20 protein-coding genes are annotated in these 23,451 nt (G+C 58.5%); 9 read left to right on the top strand and 11 right to left on the bottom strand.

Going from position 1 to position 23,451, the window contains the following annotated elements; all coding sequences use genetic code 11:
- Positions 1-183: 183 nt before the first annotated feature.
- From ACZ5A6_RS15720 to ACZ5A6_RS15700, 5 genes are all read left to right on the top strand, one after another.
- Complete coding sequence (locus ACZ5A6_RS15720; RefSeq protein WP_113472758.1) at positions 184-1,092, top strand: hypothetical protein; 909 nt, start codon at positions 184-186, stop codon at positions 1,090-1,092.
- A 130-nt stretch (positions 1,093-1,222) separates the two neighbouring features.
- Positions 1,223-3,478: a polysaccharide biosynthesis tyrosine autokinase gene (locus tag ACZ5A6_RS15715; protein ID WP_065704374.1), complete on the top strand. Its 2,256-nt coding sequence runs from the start codon at positions 1,223-1,225 to the stop codon at positions 3,476-3,478.
- Positions 3,479-3,488: 10 nt separating this feature from the next.
- Complete coding sequence (locus ACZ5A6_RS15710; RefSeq protein ID WP_080801510.1) at positions 3,489-4,148, top strand: hypothetical protein; 660 nt, start codon at positions 3,489-3,491, stop codon at positions 4,146-4,148.
- A gap of 69 nt (positions 4,149-4,217) precedes the next feature.
- Positions 4,218-5,741: an O-antigen ligase family protein gene (locus tag ACZ5A6_RS15705; RefSeq protein ID WP_080801513.1), complete on the top strand. Its 1,524-nt coding sequence runs from the start codon at positions 4,218-4,220 to the stop codon at positions 5,739-5,741.
- Positions 5,742-5,829: 88 nt separating this feature from the next.
- Positions 5,830-7,035 (top strand): glycosyltransferase family 4 protein, encoded by a 1,206-nt coding sequence (locus tag ACZ5A6_RS15700; RefSeq protein WP_080801517.1) that lies wholly within the window; start codon positions 5,830-5,832, stop codon positions 7,033-7,035.
- Positions 7,036-7,073: 38 nt separating this feature from the next.
- On the opposite strand, the gene ACZ5A6_RS15695 is transcribed toward ACZ5A6_RS15700, so the two are convergent.
- Together ACZ5A6_RS15695 and ACZ5A6_RS15690 are read right to left on the bottom strand one after the other, a co-directional pair.
- Positions 7,074-8,168 carry a glycosyltransferase family 4 protein gene (locus ACZ5A6_RS15695; protein WP_112391315.1) on the bottom strand — a complete coding sequence of 365 codons (1,095 nt, stop codon included), beginning with the start codon at positions 8,166-8,168 and terminating at the stop codon, positions 7,074-7,076.
- Positions 8,169-8,223: 55 nt separating this feature from the next.
- Complete coding sequence (locus ACZ5A6_RS15690; protein ID WP_464111108.1) at positions 8,224-9,372, bottom strand: glycosyltransferase family 4 protein; 1,149 nt, start codon at positions 9,370-9,372, stop codon at positions 8,224-8,226.
- Between the two features lie 420 nt (positions 9,373-9,792).
- Between ACZ5A6_RS15690 and ACZ5A6_RS15685 the strand changes: the two genes are divergently transcribed.
- A complete protein-coding gene (locus ACZ5A6_RS15685; RefSeq protein WP_448805638.1) occupies positions 9,793-11,130 on the top strand; it encodes an SGNH/GDSL hydrolase family protein in 1,338 nt (445 codons plus the stop codon).
- Between the two features lie 136 nt (positions 11,131-11,266).
- On the top strand, positions 11,267-12,649 hold the full coding sequence (locus ACZ5A6_RS15680) for an O-antigen ligase family protein (RefSeq protein ID WP_464111107.1): 1,383 nt from the start codon (positions 11,267-11,269) through the stop codon (positions 12,647-12,649).
- A gap of 74 nt (positions 12,650-12,723) precedes the next feature.
- Here ACZ5A6_RS15680 and greA read toward each other — a convergent pair whose 3' ends face one another.
- The gene (greA, locus tag ACZ5A6_RS15675) at positions 12,724-13,206 is read right to left on the bottom strand and encodes a transcription elongation factor GreA (protein WP_065687892.1); all 483 of its coding nucleotides are present in this window, start codon (positions 13,204-13,206) and stop codon (positions 12,724-12,726) included.
- A 209-nt stretch (positions 13,207-13,415) separates the two neighbouring features.
- On the opposite strand from greA, the gene eglC reads away from it, so the two are divergent.
- Complete coding sequence (eglC, locus tag ACZ5A6_RS15670; RefSeq protein WP_112391318.1) at positions 13,416-14,813, top strand: endo-1,3-1,4-beta-glycanase EglC; 1,398 nt, start codon at positions 13,416-13,418, stop codon at positions 14,811-14,813.
- 78 nt (positions 14,814-14,891) lie between these two features.
- On the opposite strand, the gene ACZ5A6_RS15665 is transcribed toward eglC, so the two are convergent.
- From ACZ5A6_RS15665 to ACZ5A6_RS15640, 6 genes are all read right to left on the bottom strand, one after another.
- Positions 14,892-15,806, bottom strand: coding sequence for a TIM barrel protein (locus ACZ5A6_RS15665; protein ID WP_162697984.1), 915 nt, complete (start codon positions 15,804-15,806; stop codon positions 14,892-14,894).
- A gap of 26 nt (positions 15,807-15,832) precedes the next feature.
- Positions 15,833-16,558: a glycerophosphodiester phosphodiesterase gene (ugpQ, locus tag ACZ5A6_RS15660; protein ID WP_112391320.1), complete on the bottom strand. Its 726-nt coding sequence runs from the start codon at positions 16,556-16,558 to the stop codon at positions 15,833-15,835.
- A gap of 11 nt (positions 16,559-16,569) precedes the next feature.
- On the bottom strand, positions 16,570-17,682 hold the full coding sequence (locus tag ACZ5A6_RS15655) for an ABC transporter ATP-binding protein (protein ID WP_464111106.1): 1,113 nt from the start codon (positions 17,680-17,682) through the stop codon (positions 16,570-16,572).
- Positions 17,683-17,687: 5 nt separating this feature from the next.
- Positions 17,688-18,776 (bottom strand): carbohydrate ABC transporter permease, encoded by a 1,089-nt coding sequence (locus ACZ5A6_RS15650; protein ID WP_019564840.1) that lies wholly within the window; start codon positions 18,774-18,776, stop codon positions 17,688-17,690.
- On the bottom strand, positions 18,776-19,687 hold the full coding sequence (locus tag ACZ5A6_RS15645) for a carbohydrate ABC transporter permease (protein ID WP_019564841.1): 912 nt from the start codon (positions 19,685-19,687) through the stop codon (positions 18,776-18,778). Before ACZ5A6_RS15645 ends, ACZ5A6_RS15650 begins: the two co-directional genes overlap by 1 nt.
- Before the next feature lie 67 nt (positions 19,688-19,754).
- Positions 19,755-21,128: an ABC transporter substrate-binding protein gene (locus tag ACZ5A6_RS15640; RefSeq protein WP_464111105.1), complete on the bottom strand. Its 1,374-nt coding sequence runs from the start codon at positions 21,126-21,128 to the stop codon at positions 19,755-19,757.
- 94 nt (positions 21,129-21,222) lie between these two features.
- Between ACZ5A6_RS15640 and ACZ5A6_RS15635 the strand changes: the two genes are divergently transcribed.
- Entirely contained in the window at positions 21,223-22,362 is a 1,140-nt protein-coding gene (locus tag ACZ5A6_RS15635; RefSeq protein ID WP_464111104.1) for an ROK family protein, read from the top strand.
- A gap of 29 nt (positions 22,363-22,391) precedes the next feature.
- On the opposite strand, the gene ACZ5A6_RS15630 is transcribed toward ACZ5A6_RS15635, so the two are convergent.
- Positions 22,392-22,715, bottom strand: a complete 324-nt coding sequence (locus ACZ5A6_RS15630) for a hypothetical protein (protein ID WP_236762999.1) — start codon at positions 22,713-22,715, stop codon at positions 22,392-22,394.
- 188 nt (positions 22,716-22,903) lie between these two features.
- A complete protein-coding gene (locus ACZ5A6_RS15625) occupies positions 22,904-23,389 on the bottom strand; it encodes a hypothetical protein (RefSeq protein WP_065704399.1) in 486 nt (161 codons plus the stop codon).
- Positions 23,390-23,451: the final 62 nt, after the last annotated feature.

The raw sequence follows: 23,451 nt of genomic DNA, 5'->3' as shown, positions 1-23,451 counted from the left end.
CCAGAGAAAAGTTCTCGTTTCTGCTGTTAAGTATACCCCGAAGTTCCGTTCACAAGTTTATTTTAGCACTTGATCGTTAGCTAAGGCTGTGCGATTTAAAAAGAAAATTTTAGATGTTGGATAACCATATTCAGCATTTCAGCTTACTTAAAATCGTATTTTTTAAAAATTTGGAGAGTTGTGATGTCCCGCCTTCGTATTGGCTCGACGCTCACTGGTGCGGTATTGATCACCAGCCTCGGTCTTTTTTCCGCAGTCGCCAACGCCCAGAACGTGGAACCAGCGCCGCCAGCTGCCGGGCAGCAGACGCCGCCGGTACAGACTGCGACAACTGGCACACCCGTGAAGGCCGCCGACGAAACCAACGCCGCATTTCTGGCTCGCGTTAACAGCTCCAATCCGGACACGGTTTCCCTTGCTGCCGCGGAACTGTTCAAGCAGTCTCCGACGCAGGCAACGGTCAAGGATCTGGCCGGCATCGCTGCCAGCACCGATGCGGCAAACGCCGAAATGACGGGAAAGGTGACGAACGGCTTTCCGATCATTGCCGTTTCCACCAGCGCGGCGCAGTTCTCCGAACAGCTTTCTGGCCTGATCCTGAGCGACTCCAGCCAGTTGCCCACCATCGTCGCACTGGCCCAGAAGGTCGGCAACAAGGACTTCTCCGAAGTTGTCGGCGAAGGTCTGGCACTCGCCTATTCTACGGCGATGCAGAGGGGCAACACGATACTTGCCGCCGCAATCCAGTTGCAGACCAAGGGTGCCGGCGTGCCCTCCGATCTTCTGATCGCCTTTAGCGAAAATATTCAGGGAACGGCGGCCGGTCCGGCAGCGCCTGCGGCAGCTGCAGCTGCTGCCTCACCGATCGGTGGCGCAGGCTCTTCACCTGCAAGCGGCAACAGCATTGGCGGCTCGGGAGCGGCGGGCTCACCAGCCGGTACGGCACAGGCCGGCGGCGGAGCCGCACCGGTTGGCGGTGGAGGCAGCGGTGGCAGCACCGGCAGCGGCGGAACCACCACAACCAACAACTTCTTTGCCGCGCCCCTTTCAACCGGCAGCACCAGCACGCCAGTCAGCACAAGTCCCGTTTGAACCCGGTTTTGCCGCCCTTCCTGCGGGAATGGCGGCCGCCTGTCCTACCATGCAACCGAGACTTGGCGGGTGCCACGCCCGCCAAAAAGAGCGAGGCTGACAGTTGTTGCAAAGGCACGATCCCCTGACTATGGCCGATATCGACAAAAGCGGATTTACAGCCGACTTTATCGATATAGACGCCGTTCTTGCCACGGTCCGCCGACAGTGGCGCGTCGTTCTCGCGGCAGTCGCCATTGCCGGGACAATCGGTCTCGCTTACGCCGCGACGGCCGTTCCGATCTATTCAGCTTCGGCTACCCTTTTGATCGACCGCAACAACAGCCAGGTCGTCGAGCAGCTTTCGACAATCGGCGGCGTCGTGGAGGACGAGGCTTCCATTCTCAGCCAGGTCGAGGTCCTGCAATCGGAAACCATCGGGATTGCCGTCGTCGACAGTTTGAACCTGACGGAAAATCAGGAATTCAGGGCAAACCGCGCCTCGCTTCTGAGTTCGATATTCGGCACCATCCGTTCGCTCGTCAACGTTTCGCAATGGTTCTCACCGGCGAAAGAGACCGTCATCGATGACGGCACCCTGAAGCGGGCGCTGTCGGACCGGCTGCTGGACGGTCTCAGCGTCAAGCGTATCGGCCGGACCTACGCGCTGGAACTGACCTACAACTCGACATCACCGGTTCTAGCCGCCCAGATCGTCAATGCGGTGGCGTCGGCCTATCTGGTGGACAAGCTGAACTCCAAATACGAGGCGACGAAGCGGGCCAGCGACTGGTTGTCCGACCGTATTGCCGAGTTGCGTCAGCGGGCACTCGACACCGACCTTGCCGTACAGAAATTTCGCGCTGAACACGGCTTGATCGAGACCGGCAATAACGGCCTGCTTTCCGATCAGCAACTGGCCGAGTCCAACAGCGCGCTTATTCTGGCGCAGTCGGAAACAGCCAGGTCGCGAGCGCGGGTACAACGCATCGAACATATCCTTGCCACAGACGATGTCGACGCCGTCGTCACCGATATTCTCGAGAGCTCGGTCGCGAACGATCTGCGCAAGAAATATCTCGAATCCTCGAAGATCGAAACGGAAATCACCCGCAGGCTTGGCAGCAACCATGTTCAGGCGGTGCGTCTGCGCAACGAAATGCAAGAATACCGCCGGCTGATGTTCCAGGAAATCAGCCGTATTGCGCAAAGTTACAAGAGCGATTTGGAGGTTTCGGAAGCAAGAGAGAAATCACTTGCGGAGAGCGTTGCCAAGGCTACCAGCGTCAGCAACTCGGCCAGCCAGACCCAGGTTCAGCTCCGCGAATTGCAGCGTGAGGCGGAAACTTACAAGAACATGTATCAGACCTTCCTGCAGCGTTATCAGGAAGCGATGCAGCAGCAATCCTTCCCCGTAACGGAAGCACGCGTGATTTCGAGGGCAGTTCCGCCCAACATTCCAAGCAAACCGAACAAACCGCTACTTTTGGCGCTGTTCATGATCATGGGCGCCGCGGCCGGCGGTGGCATCGCCATGTTTCGCGAGTTCCGCGACCGTTTCTTCCGCACCGGAGAACAGGTTCGCGACGTTCTCGGGCTGGAATTTCTGGGCAACACCCCGCTCGTCCAGAACAAGCCGGGCACGGATGTGTTGCCAAAGGGACAGGAGGGGCCGCCTACCGCCACACGCCCGTCCAGCGTTGCCCGCTACACTGTCGATCACCCGCTATCGTCCTTCGCCGAAACGCTGCGCAGCACACGGCTTGCGATAGATCTTGGCATTCCCCCGAAAACCGGCGCGCGGGTGGTGGGCGTCGTATCGGCGTTGCCGAGCGAGGGCAAATCGACGATCTCCATCAATCTGGCTCAGCTTCTGGCCGGACAAGGAGCAAGGGTTCTTCTGCTGGATGCGGATATTCGCAACCCGGGCGCCACGCGCGCTTTGGGGCGCCATGCTGCAGAAGGCCTGCTCGAAGTGCTGTTAGAAGGCCGCAATATGCGCGATGTGCTGCTGCACGACGAAAAGACGCGGCTCGCTTTCCTGCCAACGGTCGTCAAGCAGCGCGTACCGCACTCCTCCGAGCTGCTGACATCGGCGCAAATGTACAAATTGCTGGCCGAAGCGAGCAGTCTCTTCGACTACATCATCGTCGATCTGCCGCCTCTCGGGCCGGTGGTGGACGCCCGCGCGATGGCCGGCCGGATCGACGGTTTCGTCTTCGTCACAGAGTGGGGCAAAACCGCCCGCAGGGCGGTACGCAATACAATTGAAAACGAAGTCCAGATCCGCAAGAAGTGTCTCGGTGTCATCCTCAACAAGGTGGACACGGAAAAGCTGAAGCTTTACCGGGCTTACGGTTCAAGCGAATATTATCACGCGCGCTACACGCGATATTACCATGATTAGGCGGGACGGAATGGCGGGCCTGCGTAAATTCTTCGCGGTCGTGCCGGTTCTCATCCTTTCCGTGTTTGTTTTATCCGTCGCCGCACAGGCGTTTTCCGAAACTCGGCGGTTTTCCGATGTCGTCGCCTTGGCAAGAATTGCCGACGACAAAAGCGGCCTGGCGCACGATCTTCTGGCGAAGACGGTCGATGGGCTGCACCCCGTCGTTGCGGAGAAAATCTGCCGTTCGGATATCGTCAAGGCCGGGTTACGGCTCGTTCTCGCAGATCTCGATGCAAATGGCCAAGATGCGACGTCGGAGGCCGGTACGGCGCGTCTCGGCTTTGCCGAAAGCTATATTCGTCACGCGCTCTCCTGTTTGCCTGCAAATGGCGATGTGTGGCTGCGTCTTGCCATGGTTCGTTCGCTGCGTAACGCCTCGCCAATGGAAATCGCCGTTCTGATGAATTTTTCCCAACTTTACGGGCCTGCAGACGCCAACCTGATACGCGGGCGCTTCGTGATGTGGCAGCAATTTCCAAAAGACACACTGCCTCAGGCCGATGCGGCCCGCAATGCGGACACGGCAGTCGTCTGCGGGAAGGAGGGGGAAATCCTGCGCTGGACCCTGCGGAAGATCTGTCCGCAGCAGCCGCAGGCCGGCATGAAACGCACCGTGCCGCTTCCGTGACATAGCGGCCTGCCTCGTCCTCTACCTTAGACATCGTCGCAGCAACAGTTATTGCAAAGCCGAAAGCCAATGTCGTCCATCGAAGCCCAATCAGAACCGCTATCCTCATCGCCACCGCGACCGGTTGCGTTTCCAGACTATTTTCGGACGGCCGCCATAGTCATCTTCTGGGCTATCTTCCTGCTTGCGCTTCTCAATCGCGGCGCAACCGAAATCGAGAGCCGTATCGTCGTCACCGTTGCAATTTATTTGTTGCTCGTGCCCGCCATCCTGTTGTTCGGGCCGCCCCGGGCTGGTTCAAGCTTGGCACTTGTGGCGACCTGCCTTTTGCTGGGGGGACTCATCATCCAGATGTGGCTGCAATCATCTGTGCCGGGTATTGCTCCACCCAATCCCGCCTGGTCGACCGCTGCCATGTTTATGCAGTTCGCGCCCGACGCCACGGTTTCGCTCACCCCGGCGGATGATCGGCTCGGCCTGTTAAGCGCCGCCCTGCCCTTCGGCGCCTTCATGGCCGGCCTCGTCATTTTCGATACCGACGAGCGCGCGGCAAAAGCGCTGCGATGGTTCGCAATTGCCGGCGGATGGCTGGCACTGTTGTCAATTGTGCAATTTCTGCTTTTTCCAGAAACACTCGGCTTCATTCAGAAGCGCTTCTATCTCGGCAGCCTGACCGGCCTTTTCGTCAACCGTAATACCGCCGCCACCTTCTTCGGTCTCATTCTCCTGACCCTCGTCGTGATGCTGCACAAACGGCTGACGGCTCCAGACTGGGGAATGGTCAGGGCGCTGGTGGCAAATCGCCTGACCGTTCCAGTCGGCCAGAAACGCCTCATCCGCAAGGCCGCCTTCATCGGCGTGCTCACTGCCTTTTGCTTCATCGCCCTGATGCTGACCGGATCGCGCGCCGGCATCGCATCAAGCTTTGCGGCACTGAGTTTCCTCATTCTTCTGACCGTCTTCAACTCACCCATCAAAACAGGCCGCAACGCGGCTGCCCTGCGTCGCAAGCGGCGCGGCACGAAGCGCCGCGCGGCGATCGTGCTCGCCATTACGCTTGGCCTGTTCCTGCTCTTCGCCAATCGCGTGGCGCTTCGCATGGAAACGCGATTGGAAGACGACATGCGCTTCTGCTACATGCCGGGCATCGCGCGTGCCATTTCTGACAGCTGGCCTTGGGGAACCGGCCTTGCAAGCTTTACGGAAACCTACGCGCCCTATCACGCGGCGCAATGCGGGGTGGACGCCATCGTCACCCACGCCCACAATGTCTATGCCGAGGGACTGCTGACGCTCGGCCTCGCATTTCCATTTTATGCGGCTTTTTTCGTGCTCGTCCAAATCGCCATTTTTATTCGCGGGGCGCGCAAACGCAAAAACTACCGTTACGCCTCCCATCTCGGCCTTGCCGGGCTGCTGCTCGTCGCATTGCATTCGACACTCGATTTTTCGCTGCAGATCCCCGGCTTCGCAATGGCTTACGCGGTATTCCTTGCGCCCGTCGCCACGCTTTGCCTGAACCCACCAGGGGTTGGACGGGACCGTTCGCGGCGGCGCGAACCATCTCCAAGCGATCCCGCAATGCCGGCCTAGATCAGTCCGGATGGGCAGCAGCCTTCATTTCGCTGATGCGCAATAGTTGTAACGATTACAAACCACACAAAGACGCGAGAATTTGGGCATGCGGATATTGCAAATAACGTCGCTGTTTTCTCCGGACCGGGTCGGCGGCGCGGAGATATTCGTGGAAGACCTCGCGCGCGGGCTGGCGGAAAAGGGCCACACGGTAGCGGTGGCGGCGATCTCCCGCAAACAACAGGCCGTGGAGCTGCGGGATGATTTCGCCGTTTACCGCCTCGGACATACCACGCCGTTTTTTATCGGGGACTGGGAACAGCAACCCGGATGGAAGCGAAAATACTACAAGATCGCCGTGCAGCTGGATCCGGGTCTCGTGCGCCGGCTTGCCCGCGTCATCGATGATTTCCGGCCTGATGTCGTCAACACCCATTCGCTGTCAGAGCTGACACCGCTGGTCTGGCCGATGATCCGCAAGCGCGGCATTCCGCTCGTCCATTCCCTGCACGATTTCACCAGCATGTGCACCAACGGCTCCCTGTTTCACGACGGGCACATCTGCGACGGCACCAGCAAAAAATGCCGCGCCTTCTCCTACCTGCACCGGCGTTGCCAATGCGCCGTCGACGCTGTCGCCGCTGTCGGCCACGATATTGTCGAGCGCCATGTGCAGGCCGGCTTTTTCACCCATGTACCGGAAAGCCGCCGCACGGTCATCTGGAATGCCATCTCGCCGCCAGCTTCACAGACACAGCGCATTCCACGCGCGCCTGGGGACCCGCTTGTTTTCGGCTATCTGGGCCGCATCGAGGCGCCCAAGGGTGCAGATCTCCTGATCGAGTCGCTGCCGCTCCTGCCGCCGAAGGGCTGGCGACTGGTCATGGCGGGTCGCGCGCCGGGCGGCATCGAAGCCTACGAGCAAAAAACCGCCAACCTTCCGGTCGAATTTCCCGGCTACGTGGACGCCGATAGTTTCTTCGCCGGTATAGATTGTCTGATCGTTCCACCACTCTGGCCAGAGGCTTTCGGGCGCACGGTCGCTGAAGCTATTCTACGCGGTGTGCCGGTTCTCGGCGCCAATCTCGCCGGTGTCGCCGAACAGATCGGTCGGGACCGGCCGGAACGCCTTTTCGCGCCGGGCAACGCCGCCGAGCTTGCCGCCCGCATGACTAACGCGATGCGCAACCCCGCCATTCTCGCGGAAACACCGGAAACCAAAGCGCGCATTTCGCAGGGCGTCGCGCCCGAACGGGTAATCGGGGCATACGAAGCTCTCTATTCGGAGCTGCGCAGCGGCATCAGGGCATGAGCCGCAAGATTTCACCCCGGGGACATGACTTCTAGACGTCAGGTCTGTTCATGGAAAACCTGCGCATAGCTTTCCGCCGCCTTCTGCCATGAATACAGCTTGCGGTTTTCATAACCCGCCTGGCGAAGATCGCTTGCCAGATCCGGCTCCCGAAAAAGCCGCTCAAGTGCCGCGACAAGGCTGTCAGAGTCCGCGGGATCGAAGGTGAGTGCGCCCTTTCCGGCGATCTCCGGCGTTGCGGAACGGTTGGAGCAGACGACCGGGCACCCCAGTTGCTGCGCCTCGAGCACCGGCAGGCAGAACCCTTCATATGTGGAAGGCACGCAAAGGCAGGCGGCGTGGCGGTAAAGGTCTGCCAGTTGATGGTCGTCTATGCCGGAAAGCCGGATCAGTCGCGCCTTCAGCTCCGGATCATCGAGCACGCTGCCGATTTCCTCGGCATCGTCGCGGCCAACATGCACGACGTGCAAATCCGGCCTAACCTTGCCAATCACGGCAAAAGCCTTGCCCAGAAGCGAAAAGTTCTTATTCGACGTCGCGTTTCCGACCGCCAGTATGTAGGGCGCGGCAACTGGCGGCGGGCCGTTTAAACTCGCTAGATCGACATTCAGGGTGCTGTCAGAATGGATAGTCAGGCTTTTTCCAGCAGCCGATGGATAAAACTGCGCCAGATCCTTCCGCGTCGCTTCCGATACGCAGGTGATCCGGTTCGAACCAGCCATCATCAGTCGAAAGATCAAATCCGTCGTCAACGTTGCCCGCCAGCCGATCTGTTCGGGGATGGTCTTGAAATAAAGATCGTGAACCAGTGTGACGCGCCGTTTGCCGCCGCGGGGACTTCCGAAGGGATCGGCGTTGAACAGCACATCGATGCCGAGCTTGCGGCAAAGTGCCGGTAACGTCATGGCCTGACGCAGCACATCAAACACCATGATACGCGGCCGCGGCGTCTCAATCAGCTGAAGGCGGCTTTCGCGCAGGTTTTCGGGCAGCTGTGCCCGCGTCCAGGGAGAGCGCAGGATGTAGTCGTCCCGCGTCTGATCCAGCAGCCGCTCTAGCAGGCTGAAGGTCACGCGGGCGACGCCGGAAGGTTTGCCGCCATACTGGCTCGGCATGTTTACGAGAATACGCATCCTGACCCTTCCGCTTCCCTGCACTTTCTGCCCGACTTGATCGCCAAGAGGCGCCTCACATTGCTTCCGACAGCAAAGCGGAAACAGACCGGCAGGTCTCCTCCAGCGAAAAACGCCGGCTCACATCCTCGCGGCCCTGCTGCGCCAGCCTTTCCGCCAGAGCCGGCTGCGACAGGATGCAGCCTAGTGCTGCCGCAAGCGCCGATGCGTCGCCCGGCGGTACCAGAAGACCCGTTTCGCCGTCCCTAATGATTTCGGTAACCCCACCACCGTGTGTAGCGACAACCGGCCGCCCGCACATCATGGCCTCCACCACCACCCGCCCGAACGGTTCGGCGACAACAGAGGTGTGAGCAACGGCATCCATCGATGCCATCAGCTCTGGTACATCCGACCGGAAACCGAGGAAGCGGACACGACCATCCAGACCGAGACGGGATGTCTGCTCGCGAATGCGCGTCTCATAGGCGTCCTGCCCGAATAGCGCGCCGCCAACGATGACGGCCTGAACGCCATCCATCGCCGCGATCGCGTCCAGAAAGACGTGCTGCCCCTTCCATTCGCTCAGCCGGCCGAACAATCCGACAAGCGGTTCGGGACCAAGGCCCAATTCCGTACGCAACCGCGCAGCTCTGCCGGGATCGTGGGCCACAGCTTTTGCGGGGTCGAAGCCGTTATAAACGATGCGGACCTTTTCTGCCTGCCCGCCGGCTTCAACGAAAGCCCGGCCGGTTTCCTGCGAATTGACGGCCACCAGCCTTGCGAAAAGGCGCGCGAATGCCAGCGAGGCATGGCGATTGGCGGAGCTGAATGCGGGATCGGTGACTATATCGTGCAAAACCCAGACAAGTGGGCGGCGGCTGAGTTTCGCGGCAAGCGCGCAGACGAACAGCGCCTTCTGCGAATTGGCGCAGATCACGTCGTAATGTCTCGCCTGCTGGCTCAATTGCCAAGCAACGGCGACAACATCGGCCGCGCCACGCAGCATTACGCCAAACGATGAATCACGGCGGATCGACAGCATTTTTTCGCCAGCGGATAACATGACCGGAGGCCTCCCGGCCGCTGCCAGATCATCAGCAGCACCACCGCCACTGAGAAAACAAGCTCGCCAGGAATGCGGTCCGGCCTTGACGAGGTCCGTCAGAAAAAGCTCGGCGCCACCCTTCTCTCCTGTGTGACTGACAAATAGAGCGGATGTCATGACATCACCTGTGAAGTACCAGAGCACTCAAGTTGCCATTGTCCTAAATTGCGGGCATGAATGGACAGCGCGTGAAAATGACGAGTGCACTTGCCAACGGCAGGGATAGTTTCACCGGCAATTTCATTATAAGAACAACAATGCTTGATTGTGGTTAGAAAAAATAACATTCAAACCTTTATGCGGATAAAAATCCGATATACGTAAATTAAAAGAAAAATATTCTATCTATATATTTTAAAAGAAGTCGAAGAAAAATTCGTGACGTATAATTTTACTGCTTTTCGCCGTCCCGTTTCCTGCGTTTTGTCCCCCGGCCTTTCGGCGGAGTTATCCTAGGGCCAGGCCAGGAGAACGAATGATGACACCGCTCAAACGCAACATATGCATATATATGACCGGAACGGAAGAGGTGCCGGCATGATCGGCGTATCGCTCGGTATCACCCCCCGAAACATCCCCACCATGGTCCCTTCCCTGAACGCGCTCTCACCCTTGCGCGCGCGTTTGACTGCGGGTCAGAATGCCACGATCTTCGTGAATGGTGACAGCACCGCCTATGCCGATGCCGGACCATTCCAGCAGTTCGCCATGATGCTCGGCGATCTGCATGACACAAGGGTTGTGCTGCACCGCTGGGCAGAATGGCAGACAAACGCCCCCACCGGGCCAAAGGCCTATGCGGATTCGGTTACGCTGCGCGCAGGCATGGGACCAACGCTCACGGTCTATCTTGCGGCACTGCCCGGCGGCATGGCCGGTTACATGCTCGCGGACCAGCGCGCGGCGGCGTTGAAGATTCCGCGTCCCGACCTGTGCATCACGCATCATGGGCATAATATGCAGAGTTTCGAGACACCGGGTGGTATCCTAAGCTCCGGACGAGCCGCCCTGCTCGGACCGCTTGGCATGATGGAGTGGCAATGGCCGGGTGCCCCCCAACTCATCACCACCCAGAACCCCTGGCGCGATAGCACCGGTTACGACAAGGTCTATAATGCGATCCTTGACCTTGCCCGAGCGCACCCGGGCCTCACGCTGGTGGATACACACGCGTCATTTGTAGCGAGAGGCAAGGACCATGCGCTTTACCGCGACAACGTCCATCCGAACGATGCCGGATCTCAGCTCATCGCCCGAACCTTGTTCAGTTGTTATCTGGCATCGGCGCCCGATAACGTCTTTCAGACACCTTGTTGGCCGAAACTTCCCGTCGCCAATCTTATCGTCAACGGCGATTTCACCGATTGGACGGGGTCCGCTCCATCGGGTTGGAGCCTGGCGGCGTCGGGTTCCGCCATCAAAGCCGCAGAAATCACCTTTTCTCCGGCTTTCGTTCACAGCCTCGGTTTGCGTGCGAATGGCAACCAGTCGGCCGCACTGGTTCGTTATTTTCGCAATGCGGAGGCCGCCGCGATGATCGGCAAAACCGTTTCATTTGCAGTGCTTTATAAAAATACCGAGGGGCAGCGTGCGCCCTATGTCACACTGGTTGCAAAAAGCGGCGGCGCAGTCCGGACGATCAGTTGCTCCGCGCTTCAATTTGGTGGTGCGAACGCCCTCGACAATAGCGGCTGGATGTGGGCGACAGCCAACGAGATCACCATCGACCCGGATATCAGCCCCAGCGGATACGGTTTCTATGTGAGGATCATGCCGGCATTCGGCATGAGCGCACCGGTTTCCAACGAACCGCTTTACATCCAGCGGGTGATCGCCGTTGAGGGCGCTCTGCCAAAAGGCAATCTGAGCGACTGAAAACCATAGAAAATTGTCTTGCGCGGCGACGTCATCAAGACCACTATTCATCGTCATCACCCTGTCGCCTCATGGTGATGACGTCCTCTCCCACAGGGCCGCACCAAGGTCCGCCAGTGAAGGATACAGGCCGGGAATGACCAGAAGCACAAATATGGCGGCATCGCATCAATCGCCGTTGCCGGGTTTCGTTTTGGCGATGCCTCTTTATCCTTCAAAAACCATACAGGTGCCCGGTCTCTTTCTGGCGATCTTCGTTTTTTCCATTGGCTTTTTCATTCAATGCAATGTGCTGACCAGCAATCTGGGCCTGCGCTTCCTCAACATCACCGACATGCTTGTCCTGATGACGCTACCCGTTATTGCCCTGCTTTACATTCGCTGTCTGACGCCCTCGATCATCCTGCTTTATCTCGTTCCGCTAAGCATTTTTTTTGCACTTTCGGCTGTCTTTGCCGACGAACGTGGCGAAGGTGAATTTTACACCACCGCGATGGCATATTTTTACGCGGTCTATTTTCTGTTTTTTGCCTATATGCTGTTTAAGGAGAACCTTCTCGAGCTGTTCTGCTGGGGCATCTTCGCTGGCTTCATCGCGGTGACGATCCTGCTTTTTCTGGACATCGTCATTCACGACCAGCTCGCCTCCCTTGGCCTCTCTTTCATGTTCGATGAAACCGCCGTGCTGGCAGCTGCGGCAAAAGGCGAATTGAGCCCGTTGCTTTTGCGTGTCGAAAAAGCGGGTGGAATCTGGCCGGTGGGCAACACAGCCGGACCTGCCTTTGCGTTGGCGGGTGCGGCAGTCGCGTATCTTGCCGAAAGGCAAAAACGTCCCGCGCTGTTTGCCGTATTTTTGCTGGTCTATCTGGCGAGTTTCACACTTACTCTCAACCGGTCCGGAGTATTTGCGGTTCTTGCGATCGGGGTCTATTTCTACATCAGAAATTTTTCCATCAAAATGCTGCTCAGCACCTATTTTGGATTTGCCTTGTCCGCCCTTGTCATCGCAGCGGTTTTGCCATTGGGTGCTTTCGATTTTGCGGAACAGATCTTTTCAAAACGGTTTCTCGAGGACAGCAACAGCAGCAACAATGCGCAGGAGCGCTGGGATACGCTCACTGGCGGCTTTCAGGTGATGCTCCATCATCCTTTGGGCATTGGTTTTACCGCTCGATACGAAGAACTGTCGAGAATATCGAGGATCGGAACGCCGCATAATGGCTTTCTCGCCACGGCCTATGCATCTGGCATAGGATTTGCCATTCTCAGCGCCTTTGCGCTTGTTTACGCGATCCTCCGGAAACGAAAAGTCGGTTTCTTCGCCTATTCGGCGATCGCAATCGTCATCGTCTATCAATTTGAAGAGCTGAATTTCAATCCCGTTTTCATGGCCTATATGGGGCTCGTACTCGCCTATACTTTCATTGATCTGGATTTCAGGTTCTTTCTGAAAAATACGATGATGAGGATGGCAGGAATGGCAGAAGAGGACGCTTTGGCGACGGCACGACCCGCCTAAATTACGGCGAGGTTCTCTCGCTCCAAACCGCAAATCCTTGCAGCCAAAATTTGTTCCGTTTTCAAGTGGACGCTTTAGGTCACTTCGATGATTTCAATCTCTTTGCCACCCAAGCTGACAACATCACCGGCAGATTTTCCCATCAACACTCCCGCGACCGGGGAGACATAAGACATCGATCCATTGGCCGGATCGGCTTCATCCTCGCCTACGATCCGAAACCGTTGCGTCCTCCCGTCATCACGGCTGAATGTTACCACGCTGCCGAAGGCAACGGTGCCATCAGCAGGAGGGCTCGGCATCAGCTGGGCGGTGCGAACGCGCTCCGCGAAATACCGAATGTCCCGCAGAGGATTGGCCGAAAGCCGACGTCTTTCATTGACGTCTTCGACGGCATTGGCCGTTTCGCAGGCTTCGCGCGCCAATTGCAGCTGCTGCTCCAGCGCTTTCAGCCCAGCCTCCGTCACCAGATTGGGATGAGGCGAAATCACCCGGTCCGGCAGAACCGTTTCGGCTGCGGTTTCGGCACTATCTTCCTTGGTAAAGGCTACACTCAATTCTGGCACTCCATTCCCGTAAGATGCCGCTTTGAGCATCTCCCTTGCCGTCCAATCCTGCCACCGCCCATTGCAATGCTGCAATAGCGTGCACCACAGAAACCGCCCATGTACCCCTCATTTCTGGCTCTAACAGGAGGCTTTTCGCCCTGTTAGGGTGTTGGCCAAGAGGAGTGAGAAAGCCAACGCTAACGGACAGGAGACGGTCAATGGCCCGGACAGTATTGAATGCGCTTGGAGACACACTCTACTACAGCGACAATTCCACCGGATTTTTTTCCGCCACGGGTTCCGGACCGCTGCTGACAGGCACTGCCGGCAATGATTCCATGTGGGGCGACAGTTCCGTCAATGTGACAATGGCGGGCGGCACGGGCGACGATATTTATTACCTCTATTCCAGCATTAACCGCGCCGTCGAAAATGCCGGGGAGGGTATCGACACCATCGACACCTGGATGAGTTATACCTTGCCCGACAATTTCGAAAACCTGCGGGTAACCGGAGATGGTCGTTATGCCTTCGGAAATGAGCTGGACAACATCATAACCGGCGGATCGGGCAGCCAGACCATTGATGGCGGGGGCGGTAACGACGTGCTGATCGGCGGTGGCGGTGCGGATACATTCGTTTTTACGAGCGGCAACGGCACCGATCTCATCATGGATTTCAGCGCCAACGACACGATCCGGCTTAACGGTTACGGCATCACGTCCTTCGAGCAGCTCGTCAGCAATGCCACCCAACAGGGCGATAATCTCTGGCTGAACTTCGCCAACGGCGAGGCCGTCGTTCTTGCCGGAACGACCATCGACAATCTTCAGGCAGACCAGTTCGAGCTCAGCCTCGACCGATCATCCCTCACCCAGACCTTTGCCGACGAATTCGATGCACTTTCACTTCGCAGCGGCGATCAGGGGACTTGGGATGCCAAATATTGGTGGGCACCGGAAAAGGGAAGCTCGCTGACGACGAATGGCGAGGCGCAATGGTACATCAACCCCGCTTATGCCGGCACATCAGAGGTCAATCCCTTCAGCATCAACAACGGTGTCCTGACTATCACCGCCGCGGAAACCCCGCAATCGATCGCCAACGAGGTTGAGGGCTATGATTATACCTCGGGTATGCTGAACACCTATTCGTCGTTCAGCCAGACCTATGGTTATTTCGAAATGCGCGCCGACATGCCGACCGACCGGGGCGCTTGGCCGGCCTTCTGGCTTTTGCCTGAGGACGGCTCCTGGCCACCGGAACTCGATGTCGTGGAGATGCGTGGGCAAAACCCCAATACGCTGATCATGTCCACCCACTCCAATGCAACGGGAGAACAGACATCAGTCATAAACAATGTCAGCGTGCCGAGCACGGAAGGTTTCCACACATATGGCGTGTTGTGGGATGCGGAACATATTACCTGGTATTTCGACGACGTCGCCGTGGCGCAGACGGATACGCCTGATGACATGCACGACCCCATGTATATGGTCGTCAATCTTGCTGTCGGCGGCATGGCAGGAACGCCGTCGGCGGTTGATTTCAGCGACGGTTCGCAAATGATGATCGATTACATCAAAGCCTATTCGCTTTCCGACTGGGCCGCGTAGCGAAAAACGCCGGCAGTTGCGTTCAGAACTGCCGGCGCTTCAGACCTCAGCCTGTCGGCTGGGCCTTGTTCAGTTCAGTCATTCAGCCGCGATCTGCATCCGCTCAGTGTAGAGCGACATGAGATCACGCGCCGTTTCAAGGCTCGCGGGCTGTTCGGCACGGTAGCGGCGGCCGATTTCCATCATCAGCACGGTATCCGGCAGGAAGGTCAGCTCCGAGAAGATGCCCTGCCAGTCGATATCTCCCCAGCCGAGCGGCATATGCAGATCGCCGATGCCGAGAGCGGTATTTTCCTGGTCGAAATACGGCTGATAAAAGCCCTGCGGCCGGCCGAAGGAATCGTGCACATGCAGATGGCCGGCAACCGGCGCCATGGCACGAAGCTGTTCGCGAAAATCGAGCCCGCGATAGGTGGATTCGAGATAGGCGTGGCTGAAGTCGATCAGCGCCACGACGTTATCATGGCCGATGGCCTTAACGGTCTGGGCCACCTCGGCAGGCGTCTGGCGATATTGGCCGGGTTCGGTGGAGAAGATATTCTCAAGCGCGACCCGCACGCCGTAGGGCTTGCAGAATTCCGCCAGCTCGAAAAGCGCTTCCCGCTCGCGGCTGTCGGCATCGGCCCGCTCGGCGATCTGGTCGGCACGCAGGGCACCACCATGCTGAACGAGGATGCCCGCGCCGATGCGATCGCACAGGACGGCCAGCGCCTTGGCTGCATCTATCTGGTAGCGGCACGTTACCGGGTCCATGAAATTGGACGAAACAAGACCGTGCACCGTGTAACGGAAGTCGAATTCTTTGGCGAGCGCCACGAACCGTTGAGCGCGCTCCTCGATGATGCGACCGCCTGCGATCAGATCAAGGCTCGTTGCGGCGATTTCAACGGTGTCGCAGCCAATTTCGGCAAGCGCACGCAGATCGCTTTCGAGTGTGGCCAGTTCACCGTCGTCCGAGCTGGCGTTGAAGCCGGTTCCAATAAGATTGCTCATGTCATCATCTCCAGGGGTAAGGAAGGTCATGCGAGTTCAGGCTGCCGTACGGCGCGGCGCGCCGTATCGAACAGGTCCGGGCGGTCGATATTGACGTAGTCTACCCCGGCCAATGCGATCTCATTATGAAGGTTGGCATCATCGCCGCCATAATAAACCATGATTTCCAGACCCGCCTTGCGGCATGCCGCGACAAGGCCGGGCTTGCGCATCTGCGCAAGTGTGATCTCGATGATCGAGGCATGGTGAACAGCCGCAGCCAGCGAAGGCGACTTGGCGATATCGAGCGTCATCATCTTGCGGAATTCCGGCGCGGCGGCGGCCAGGCCCCGGCGCATTTCTTCGGAGAAAGAGAAAAAGAAGGTATCTCGCACCATGCCGAGGCTTCGTACCAGTGCCGCCACCTTGACGGGATCGCAATATTTCAGCTCGACATAGACGCCGCAGCGGCCGCGCAAATGGCTGAGATAGGCATCGAGCCGCGGTACAGCCGCACCCTTGAAGTTTTCGCCGAACCAGCTGCCGGCATCCAACGCATCGATCTCGCTCGACAGCATGTGGCCGATGGGACCCGTACCATTGGTGGTACGATCCAGCGTTTCGTCGTGAAAGACATAAAGCACGCCGTCCGCGCTCTCGCGCACGTCAAGCTCGATGTAATCCGCTCCCTGCTGTAAGGCGAGGTCGGCGGCGGCGAAGGTATTTTCGGGCGCAAAATGGTTGGCACCGCGATGGGAGACGATTTTAGGCATGGAAATTCCTGTCAGTTTACGGCTTCCGGCTCACGCGCCGGAATAGTCGAATGGTGGGAGAGATCGGCATGCAGCCCGGCGATGCGGTTGCCAGCGGCGTCGAACACGAGCGTCAGCGCCGATTTGCAGCTGATCCCGACACGATCTCCCGGCGCGTGGCGTATCGTCTCGCCATATTCCAGCGCGTGGATCATGCCTGCAGGCGTATCGATCGTGTAGAATACCTCGCGGCCCATGGGCTCGACCGTGGTAAGCTGCCCCTCAAGCCGCGCCTCGGACGATGTGACGAGGGCGATATCTTCCGGGCGCAGGCCAAAGGTGACTTCGCCGTCACAGCGGGCATTAAGGTCGAGCAGGGCATCGCCAATCTGCAACTGCCCGCCCTGCGCCCATCCTTTCAAGAGATTCATTGGCGGCGTGCCGATGAAATCGGCCACGAACAGATTGTCGGGCCTGCGATAAAGATCATCGGGCGTGCCGATCTGGGCAATGGCGCCGTTGTTCATGCAAATGATCCTGTCCGCCATGGTGATCGCCTCGATCTGGTCATGGGTGACGATCAGCGTGGTGATCTTCAGGCGCTTCTGCAGGCTTTTCAGCTCGGCGCGCATGGTGATGCGCAGGGTCGCATCGAGATTGGAAAGCGGCTCGTCCAGTAGCAGGATGTTCGGTTCCTTGACCAGCGCGCGGGCAAGCGCCACACGCTGCTGCTGGCCGCCGGAAAGCTGCGAGGGCCGTCGGTCGAGCAACGCGCTGATCTGCACGAGGCTTGCCGCCTCCTCCACCCGCCGCGCTGCTTCTTCACGCGGAACATTCTTGAAGCGCAGCGGAAACGCGATGTTCTGCCGCACCGTCAGGTTGGGATAAAGTGCATAAGACTGGAAGACGATACCGACATTGCGGTCGCGCGCATCGATGCGATTGACGTTGTGGCCGTCGAAAGAAATCTGACCCGCGGTCGGCGCGTAGAGCCCGGCGAGCAGGAAAAGCGTGGTCGACTTTCCGCATCCGGACGGGCCGAGAACGGCGACGAATTCGCCGTCTTCGATGGAGAGGGTCATCGGTTGCAGAACGCGGGTGTCGCCCCAGCTTTTGGTGACATTGTCGAGGGTGATCCTGGCCATGGCGATTATCCTTTGATCCCGCCGAAACTCATCTGGGTGATGTATTTCTGCGTGAAGATGTAAATGATCAGCACAGGCAACAGATAGATGATGCCTACGGCAGCGATCATGCCGTAGTTCACGCCGGCGCTGTCCTGTGCCACGAAGAAGAGATAGAGGCTCATCGTCATCTGGCTTTTTTCGATGAGCAGGGTCTGGACGAAGACATATTCTTCCCAGCCACGCAGAAAGGTGAAGGTGGCAACCGCGATCAGCCCGCTTCTTACCTGCGGCAGAACCACCATGCGAAAGGCTTGGAAGCGGGTCGCGCCATCGGTGACGGCGCTCATTTCGATGTCCCAGGGAACGTTATCGAAAAAGCCCTTGAGAACAAAAATTGCAAACGGCAGCTCAAGCGCACTCATGACCAGCACGACGCCGAAGAGATTGTTGAGCAGGCCCATGTAATGCAGTTGCACGAAGATCGCGACGGTGAGCGCGAGCGCCGGAAAGGCATGCAGCAGCAAAAGCCCGCGCAGCACGTTTTCACGCCCGGCGAAGGTGAAGCGCGACAGCGCATAGGCGGCCGGCGTGGCGACCAGCGCGACGATCAGCGTCTGGGAAGCGGCAAACAGCAGTGAACTGCGCATGGCGGTCCAGACGGATGGCATCAGCGCCATGCGCGTGGTGCCGGTTTTCTCGATGTCACGGCTCCAGAGGAAACTGTAGTTGTCGATAGTCAGATGCGGCAGCACCAGCACGAAGACGAGCGCTGCAACCACGGCGCCAAATGCCAGCCACAGCAGCGTGGGATTGCGCAGGCGCGTAGAAAGCAGCGCAACTGCTATCGCCCCGCCATAGGCAAAAGCGGCGATTGCGCCGCTGCGCCACAGCACAAGTCGGCTGAGATTGTCGTCGGAAGTCGTGAGCGATTTCACCAGCAGCCACAGGTAGGGCAGGAGAACCGGAACCGAAATCACCGTCAGGAACACAAGAATGACGGGAACGAAACCGGCGCGATGGGCAAGGCTGCGCCTTTCAAGACGCGTCCAGTCCGGCTTCAAATCAAGGGCACGCCTGCTGTGGGCAGGTGAGTGGGTGTGGGCGAGCGTCATCACAGCACCTCGATTTTGGCGGGAGCAAAAGTCGAGCGCATATTGCTGATGCGCCATTGAATGAGGGTGATGGCAACGCCTATCGCCATCAGGCCAAGCGCAAGTGCAGCACCATAGGCATAGGCACCGTTTTCAAAGGCGCGCCGGTAGATATAAAGCGGATAGGTCGTGGAATCGTAGACAGGCCCACCGCCGGTGATGAGCAGGATATATTCATAGGTCGTCATCAGTGAGAGCGCCTGATAGAGCGTGATGAAACGGATCGGTGCCGAGAGCGCGGGTGCGACGACATGGCGAAGCACACCCCATTCGCTGGCGCCATCGACGCGCGCGGCATTGGCCAGATGCGACGGTATGGAGCGGATGGCCGATGTGAGGATGACCATGGCGAAAGACGCGCCGACGACACCGTTCGCCACCACCACCAGAAACAGCGGAAAGTCGTTGCGCAGGTTGAGAGCGGGTGCGCCGAGCGCGCCAAGAAACTGGTTGAGCAGGCCGGAAGACGTCGGATCGGCGATCCATATCCACAGCACGCCGTAAAGCACGGCGGGGCTCATGCGCGGCAGCAGCCAGAGGCCGCGAAAGAAGTTGCCTAGCCGGTCCGGTATCGCCGTGGTCGTAACGGCCAGAAGCGCGCCAAGCCCGATATTGAAGATGAACAGCGTTGCGCCGACATAGATCAGCGTCGTCAGCAACACCATCGGCAGGCGCACGTCGCGCTGAAACATGCGCTGGAAATTCTCGACCGTGAATTTGCCGACCCTCAGGTTTGCGCCCATGTCGGTAAAGGCGATCACCAGATTGACGACGATCGGGGCAAGAAAGAACAGGCCAAGCAAGGCGAGAGCCGGAGCCAGATAAAAGATCGGCCGGGCCGGGCGGCGCGCCCGAAGCTGAAATTGAGACATTACGATATACCGGTGGGAACGCGGAAAAGCCGCCCGGCAGAACCGGGCGGCATGGTTTCGGGCAAACTCAGTTGCTTGCGGCGTCGCGGATTTCGATCTCCGCGCCAAATTGCAGCTCAAGCTCGTCGGCGATGAAATCGACCGCCTGCGCGGCCGTCATCTTGCCGGTCTCAACCGCTTGCAGACCGCTGAACAGCACCTTGTTGTAGCTGCCGAACTTGGTGTGGTTGGGCACGAACTGCGCGTATTTCATCATCGGCGAAGCAGCGGAGAGTACCCAGTTATCGCGGTATTTCGGCATGGCCGTCTGGGCGTTGCTGATGGCCGTATGATAGGATGTCACGGCGTGTTCGTTGTTGAAATAGGGCAATGTCGCAAGCGCCACGAGATCGGCGGCGATATCGGCATTGGCACTCTTCGGATTGAGGGTGTAGAGCAGCGGGTGCGACAGGTTGGCCGGCTTGCCGCCTTTTTCGGCTGCCGGAGCGGAAATCCAGCCGATCTTGTTGAAGTATCCCTTGCCATCTGTCGGCCAGGTCGCGCCGTTCTTGTCACCCACCTGCCAGGCAACCGCCCAGACACCCTGATGGAAGATGAAGGCCTTTTCCTGCTTGAAGGCCGTCTGGATCGCCTCCCAGCTCATGGCGGTATTGTCGACGGGCGTCACGCCTTCCTTGGCATTGCGCTCATACCAGCCGAGCGCCTTGGCCATTTCGGCCTTGGGGAACATCAGCTTGCCGGTCTTTTCGTCCATGAACTTCACGCCATAGGACTGGAACACCATCAGATAGTCGATACCGACATTCGGGCGGTGCAGCATGCCGTATTGTGCGGCCTTGCCGTCTACCACTTCCTTCGACAGGGCCGTCAGATCGTCGAGCGTGAATTCGCCGGCGTCGACCTTGGCCGGAAGGCCTTCGATGAAGGCTTCGTCCTTGCCGATCTTGCGCAGCATGTCCTTGTTGTAGAAGAACATGCGGATTTCCGCGTCCTGCGGAATGCCGTAAATCTTTCCGTCCGTCGCCTTGGCCGAATTCCACAGAACCGGCAGGATATCGCCATAGACCCAGGGAGCAGCGGTGATCTTGTCTTCCATCGGCATGGCATAGCCGTCCTGCGCGAACTGGCCGATCCATTCATGCGGTAGGATGTAGATATCCGGCCCCTGCCCCACCGAAAACGCCTTCAGCGTGTCGAGCGCGAAGGAGTCCCAGCCCTGCACGGCGCTGTTGTTGATGTCGATGACGACGCGTTTGTCGACGCCTGCTGCCTTGAACTGCGCGTTCATGATGCCGGCGGCAGCTTCGATGTTGGTGACGCGGCCCGGCGCATTCTTGTCGGCGAGCGTCCAGAGCTTGATGTTGATGTCTTCGGCAAAGGCGACAGCCGGCAAAAGCGCGCCGAGGGCAACCGTGGCCATCAGGGTGAGAGACTTGAACATGTGATCCATTCCCGTTGAAACTGATTATTTAATTAAGTTGCTTAATTAACAGCTTCATGACATTTCCCTAGGTAAAGCGCGGGAGAGTGAAACTTTGACTGAGAGACGGCAGGGCGGGCTGGCAGGCATTGGCTCAACACAGGGTGCGCTTCTGGGATATATCAGGCGCAAGGGTTCGGCCTCGCGGGTCGAGCTTGCCGACTATTGCAGCATAACGCCGGCTGCCGTGAGCATGATGACGCGCAATCTGCTTGAGCGCGGTATCATCGAGGAAGGTGCACGCCGGCAGGAAGGCCGTGGCGCGCCCCATATCGACCTCACGCTCAAAAAAACTGTCGGTTACGCCCTTGGTGCACACGCCAACCGTTATTCGGTGATGTTGACGCTGTTGAATTTCGGCGGAGAGATTGTCGGAGAATTGCAGATGCGCGGCTCCTATGACGCGTTTTCCGATGTCCAACGGGCACTTCAGGACGGATCCGAAGAACTACTGACGAAAAATGCAATCAACAGGAGCCAACTGATCGGCGCGACCATTGCCATGCCGACCCGCTTTCGCAAGGAAGCCATGTCGCTCGATCTTGCCGAAGAGGTTATTTCCTGGGCCGGGCCTGACCTTTCCGCCATGCTGCGCGAGGCGCTGCGTTGTCCGGTGATCATAGAAAATGATGCCAATGCCGCAGCCATGGGTGAACTGACGCTTGGCAATGCGGACGGACACGAAAATTTCGCTTATCTCTATCTGTCCGAGGGGATCGGCGGCGGCATCATTATCAAAAATGAGCTTTATCGCGGTTATCTCGGCAATGCCGGCGAGATCGGCGCCTTGCGCGGCCGCAGCACTTCGCGGCCCTCCTTCGAAGACCTGGCGGCATGGTGCGTGGAACATGTAGGAGAAAAACCCTCGGGGCGCGCACCCGAGGTTTGGACGGATTACCTCTTGCGCAATTCCGCCGTGTTTGAGGCGTGGCTGGAACGGGCGGGACCCGAGGTTGCGCGCCTCGCCTTCGCTGTCAGCGCCGTTCTGGCGCCCACGGCAATCTTTGTCGGCGGCACCTTACCAAGGATCGTACGACAGCGGCTGGCGGAATGGCTGGATTACGAACGCTCGGACCCGTTCGACGGCGCAAAGGTGATACAGCCGAAAATCCAGCTGCCGGATGTGGTTGCGACAGACCCCGTGGCCTTCGGTGCGGCGGCGATGATCCTGCACGGCGTCGGAGAAGTGCGTTAAAGGCCGCAGCGCATGTCCCGGGGAAGGCCTCAGCCGAGATTGGTCACCATGAAATAGATCAGCCAGCAATGCGCTATCACCAGCACGGCCCAGGCCCATTTTGCAAGCCTGATATCGACATCGATGACGGTATTGCTGATTTCCGCCACGCGAAAAGCCTCTTCCTCAACCTGGTTCTCCGGCGGGCGAGATTTCAGCGCCTTCCTGGAAACCGGCTCGCCCACGACATAAAGCCTGTCGTTCGCAACTGATGGACGCGGGCCGTCGTTGGCGCTCCCGTCAAGGGAAAGCACGTCGTCACCCGAGGCGCAACTCACCGCTAATAGCTGTGATGACACCCGCCTGTTACGCATGTTACCTCCATTGGGCATCACAAATCTTCCACACAATAAAAATAAAAAAATTCACCTGCTGCTCCCGACAAAGCCTTGGCTTTACCGGGCATATTTGCGATGCGCGCAATACGCGCCGCGCCAGTTGAACCCCTTCTCGCCCCACGCTTTTGCGCTCCCCCGGAAACGCATCGGCATCAGCCCCGCCATTAACGTGCCGGGCTTCCCGGCAAATCGTGCCTTCCCGCGTAAGGCCTTACCTCCCGCTGGATCAGGAAGACGGATTTCTCGACCGGCAGCGGTTCGGCTGTCCGGTAGCGATGAGACCGCTTGGAATATTCAAACCGGATCCGCCTGTCTTCGAACTTCCCCGCCAGAACGCGATAGCCGTTGACGACCTCGTTCAGTATTTCCAGCTCTTCTCCCCACAGCCAGCCACCGTAAGAAGTGCCTTCGTTGGAGCGCAGCACGATCTCGAAAAAATGCCCGCCGGCCGCAAATGGCATGCGGAAAATAATATCGAGATTGTCCTCATCTTCGTCGTCGCATGCCGACAGTCTGGCATGGGCAACCTTCGCATGGGCCAGCGCCGAGACCGGATAGAACGGGCGCCCTTTGAACCACATGAACTCACACACCGCATAACCGACGTCGTCGGCACGCTGGTAAGGTTCAGTACGCGGCTCGAACGCCATGTAGCTTCCGTTAAACGCTATCAATTTCGAAAATTCCCGATGCCTGCCTGATGCATGATTGC

The sequence above is a fragment of the Agrobacterium sp. 6Ca8 genome (genome assembly GCF_055382765.1).
Note: the sequence above shows the minus strand (reverse complement) of the source record. Positions and strands in the feature narration are given on the sequence as shown.

Bases quoted from the DNA above. Each gene is read 5' to 3' on its own strand.
- ACZ5A6_RS15720 (WP_113472758.1), top strand. From the start codon at position 184: ATGTCCCGCCTTCGTATTGGCTCGACGCTCACTGGTGCGGTATTGATC.
- ACZ5A6_RS15715 (WP_065704374.1), top strand. From the start codon at position 1,223: ATGGCCGATATCGACAAAAGCGGATTTACAGCCGACTTTATCGATATA.
- ACZ5A6_RS15710 (WP_080801510.1), top strand. From the start codon at position 3,489: ATGGCGGGCCTGCGTAAATTCTTCGCGGTCGTGCCGGTTCTCATCCTT.
- ACZ5A6_RS15705 (WP_080801513.1), top strand. From the start codon at position 4,218: ATGTCGTCCATCGAAGCCCAATCAGAACCGCTATCCTCATCGCCACCG.
- ACZ5A6_RS15700 (WP_080801517.1), top strand. From the start codon at position 5,830: ATGCGGATATTGCAAATAACGTCGCTGTTTTCTCCGGACCGGGTCGGC.
- ACZ5A6_RS15695 (WP_112391315.1), bottom strand. From the start codon at position 8,168: ATGCGTATTCTCGTAAACATGCCGAGCCAGTATGGCGGCAAACCTTCC.
- ACZ5A6_RS15690 (WP_464111108.1), bottom strand. From the start codon at position 9,372: ATGACATCCGCTCTATTTGTCAGTCACACAGGAGAGAAGGGTGGCGCC.
- ACZ5A6_RS15685 (WP_448805638.1), top strand. From the start codon at position 9,793: ATGATCGGCGTATCGCTCGGTATCACCCCCCGAAACATCCCCACCATG.
- ACZ5A6_RS15680 (WP_464111107.1), top strand. From the start codon at position 11,267: ATGACCAGAAGCACAAATATGGCGGCATCGCATCAATCGCCGTTGCCG.
- eglC (WP_112391318.1), top strand. From the start codon at position 13,416: ATGGCCCGGACAGTATTGAATGCGCTTGGAGACACACTCTACTACAGC.
- ACZ5A6_RS15665 (WP_162697984.1), bottom strand. From the start codon at position 15,806: ATGAGCAATCTTATTGGAACCGGCTTCAACGCCAGCTCGGACGACGGT.
- ugpQ (WP_112391320.1), bottom strand. From the start codon at position 16,558: ATGCCTAAAATCGTCTCCCATCGCGGTGCCAACCATTTTGCGCCCGAA.
- ACZ5A6_RS15655 (WP_464111106.1), bottom strand. From the start codon at position 17,682: ATGGCCAGGATCACCCTCGACAATGTCACCAAAAGCTGGGGCGACACC.
- ACZ5A6_RS15650 (WP_019564840.1), bottom strand. From the start codon at position 18,776: ATGACGCTCGCCCACACCCACTCACCTGCCCACAGCAGGCGTGCCCTT.
- ACZ5A6_RS15645 (WP_019564841.1), bottom strand. From the start codon at position 19,687: ATGTCTCAATTTCAGCTTCGGGCGCGCCGCCCGGCCCGGCCGATCTTT.
- ACZ5A6_RS15640 (WP_464111105.1), bottom strand. From the start codon at position 21,128: ATGTTCAAGTCTCTCACCCTGATGGCCACGGTTGCCCTCGGCGCGCTT.
- ACZ5A6_RS15630 (WP_236762999.1), bottom strand. From the start codon at position 22,715: ATGCGTAACAGGCGGGTGTCATCACAGCTATTAGCGGTGAGTTGCGCC.
- ACZ5A6_RS15625 (WP_065704399.1), bottom strand. From the start codon at position 23,389: ATGGCGTTCGAGCCGCGTACTGAACCTTACCAGCGTGCCGACGACGTC.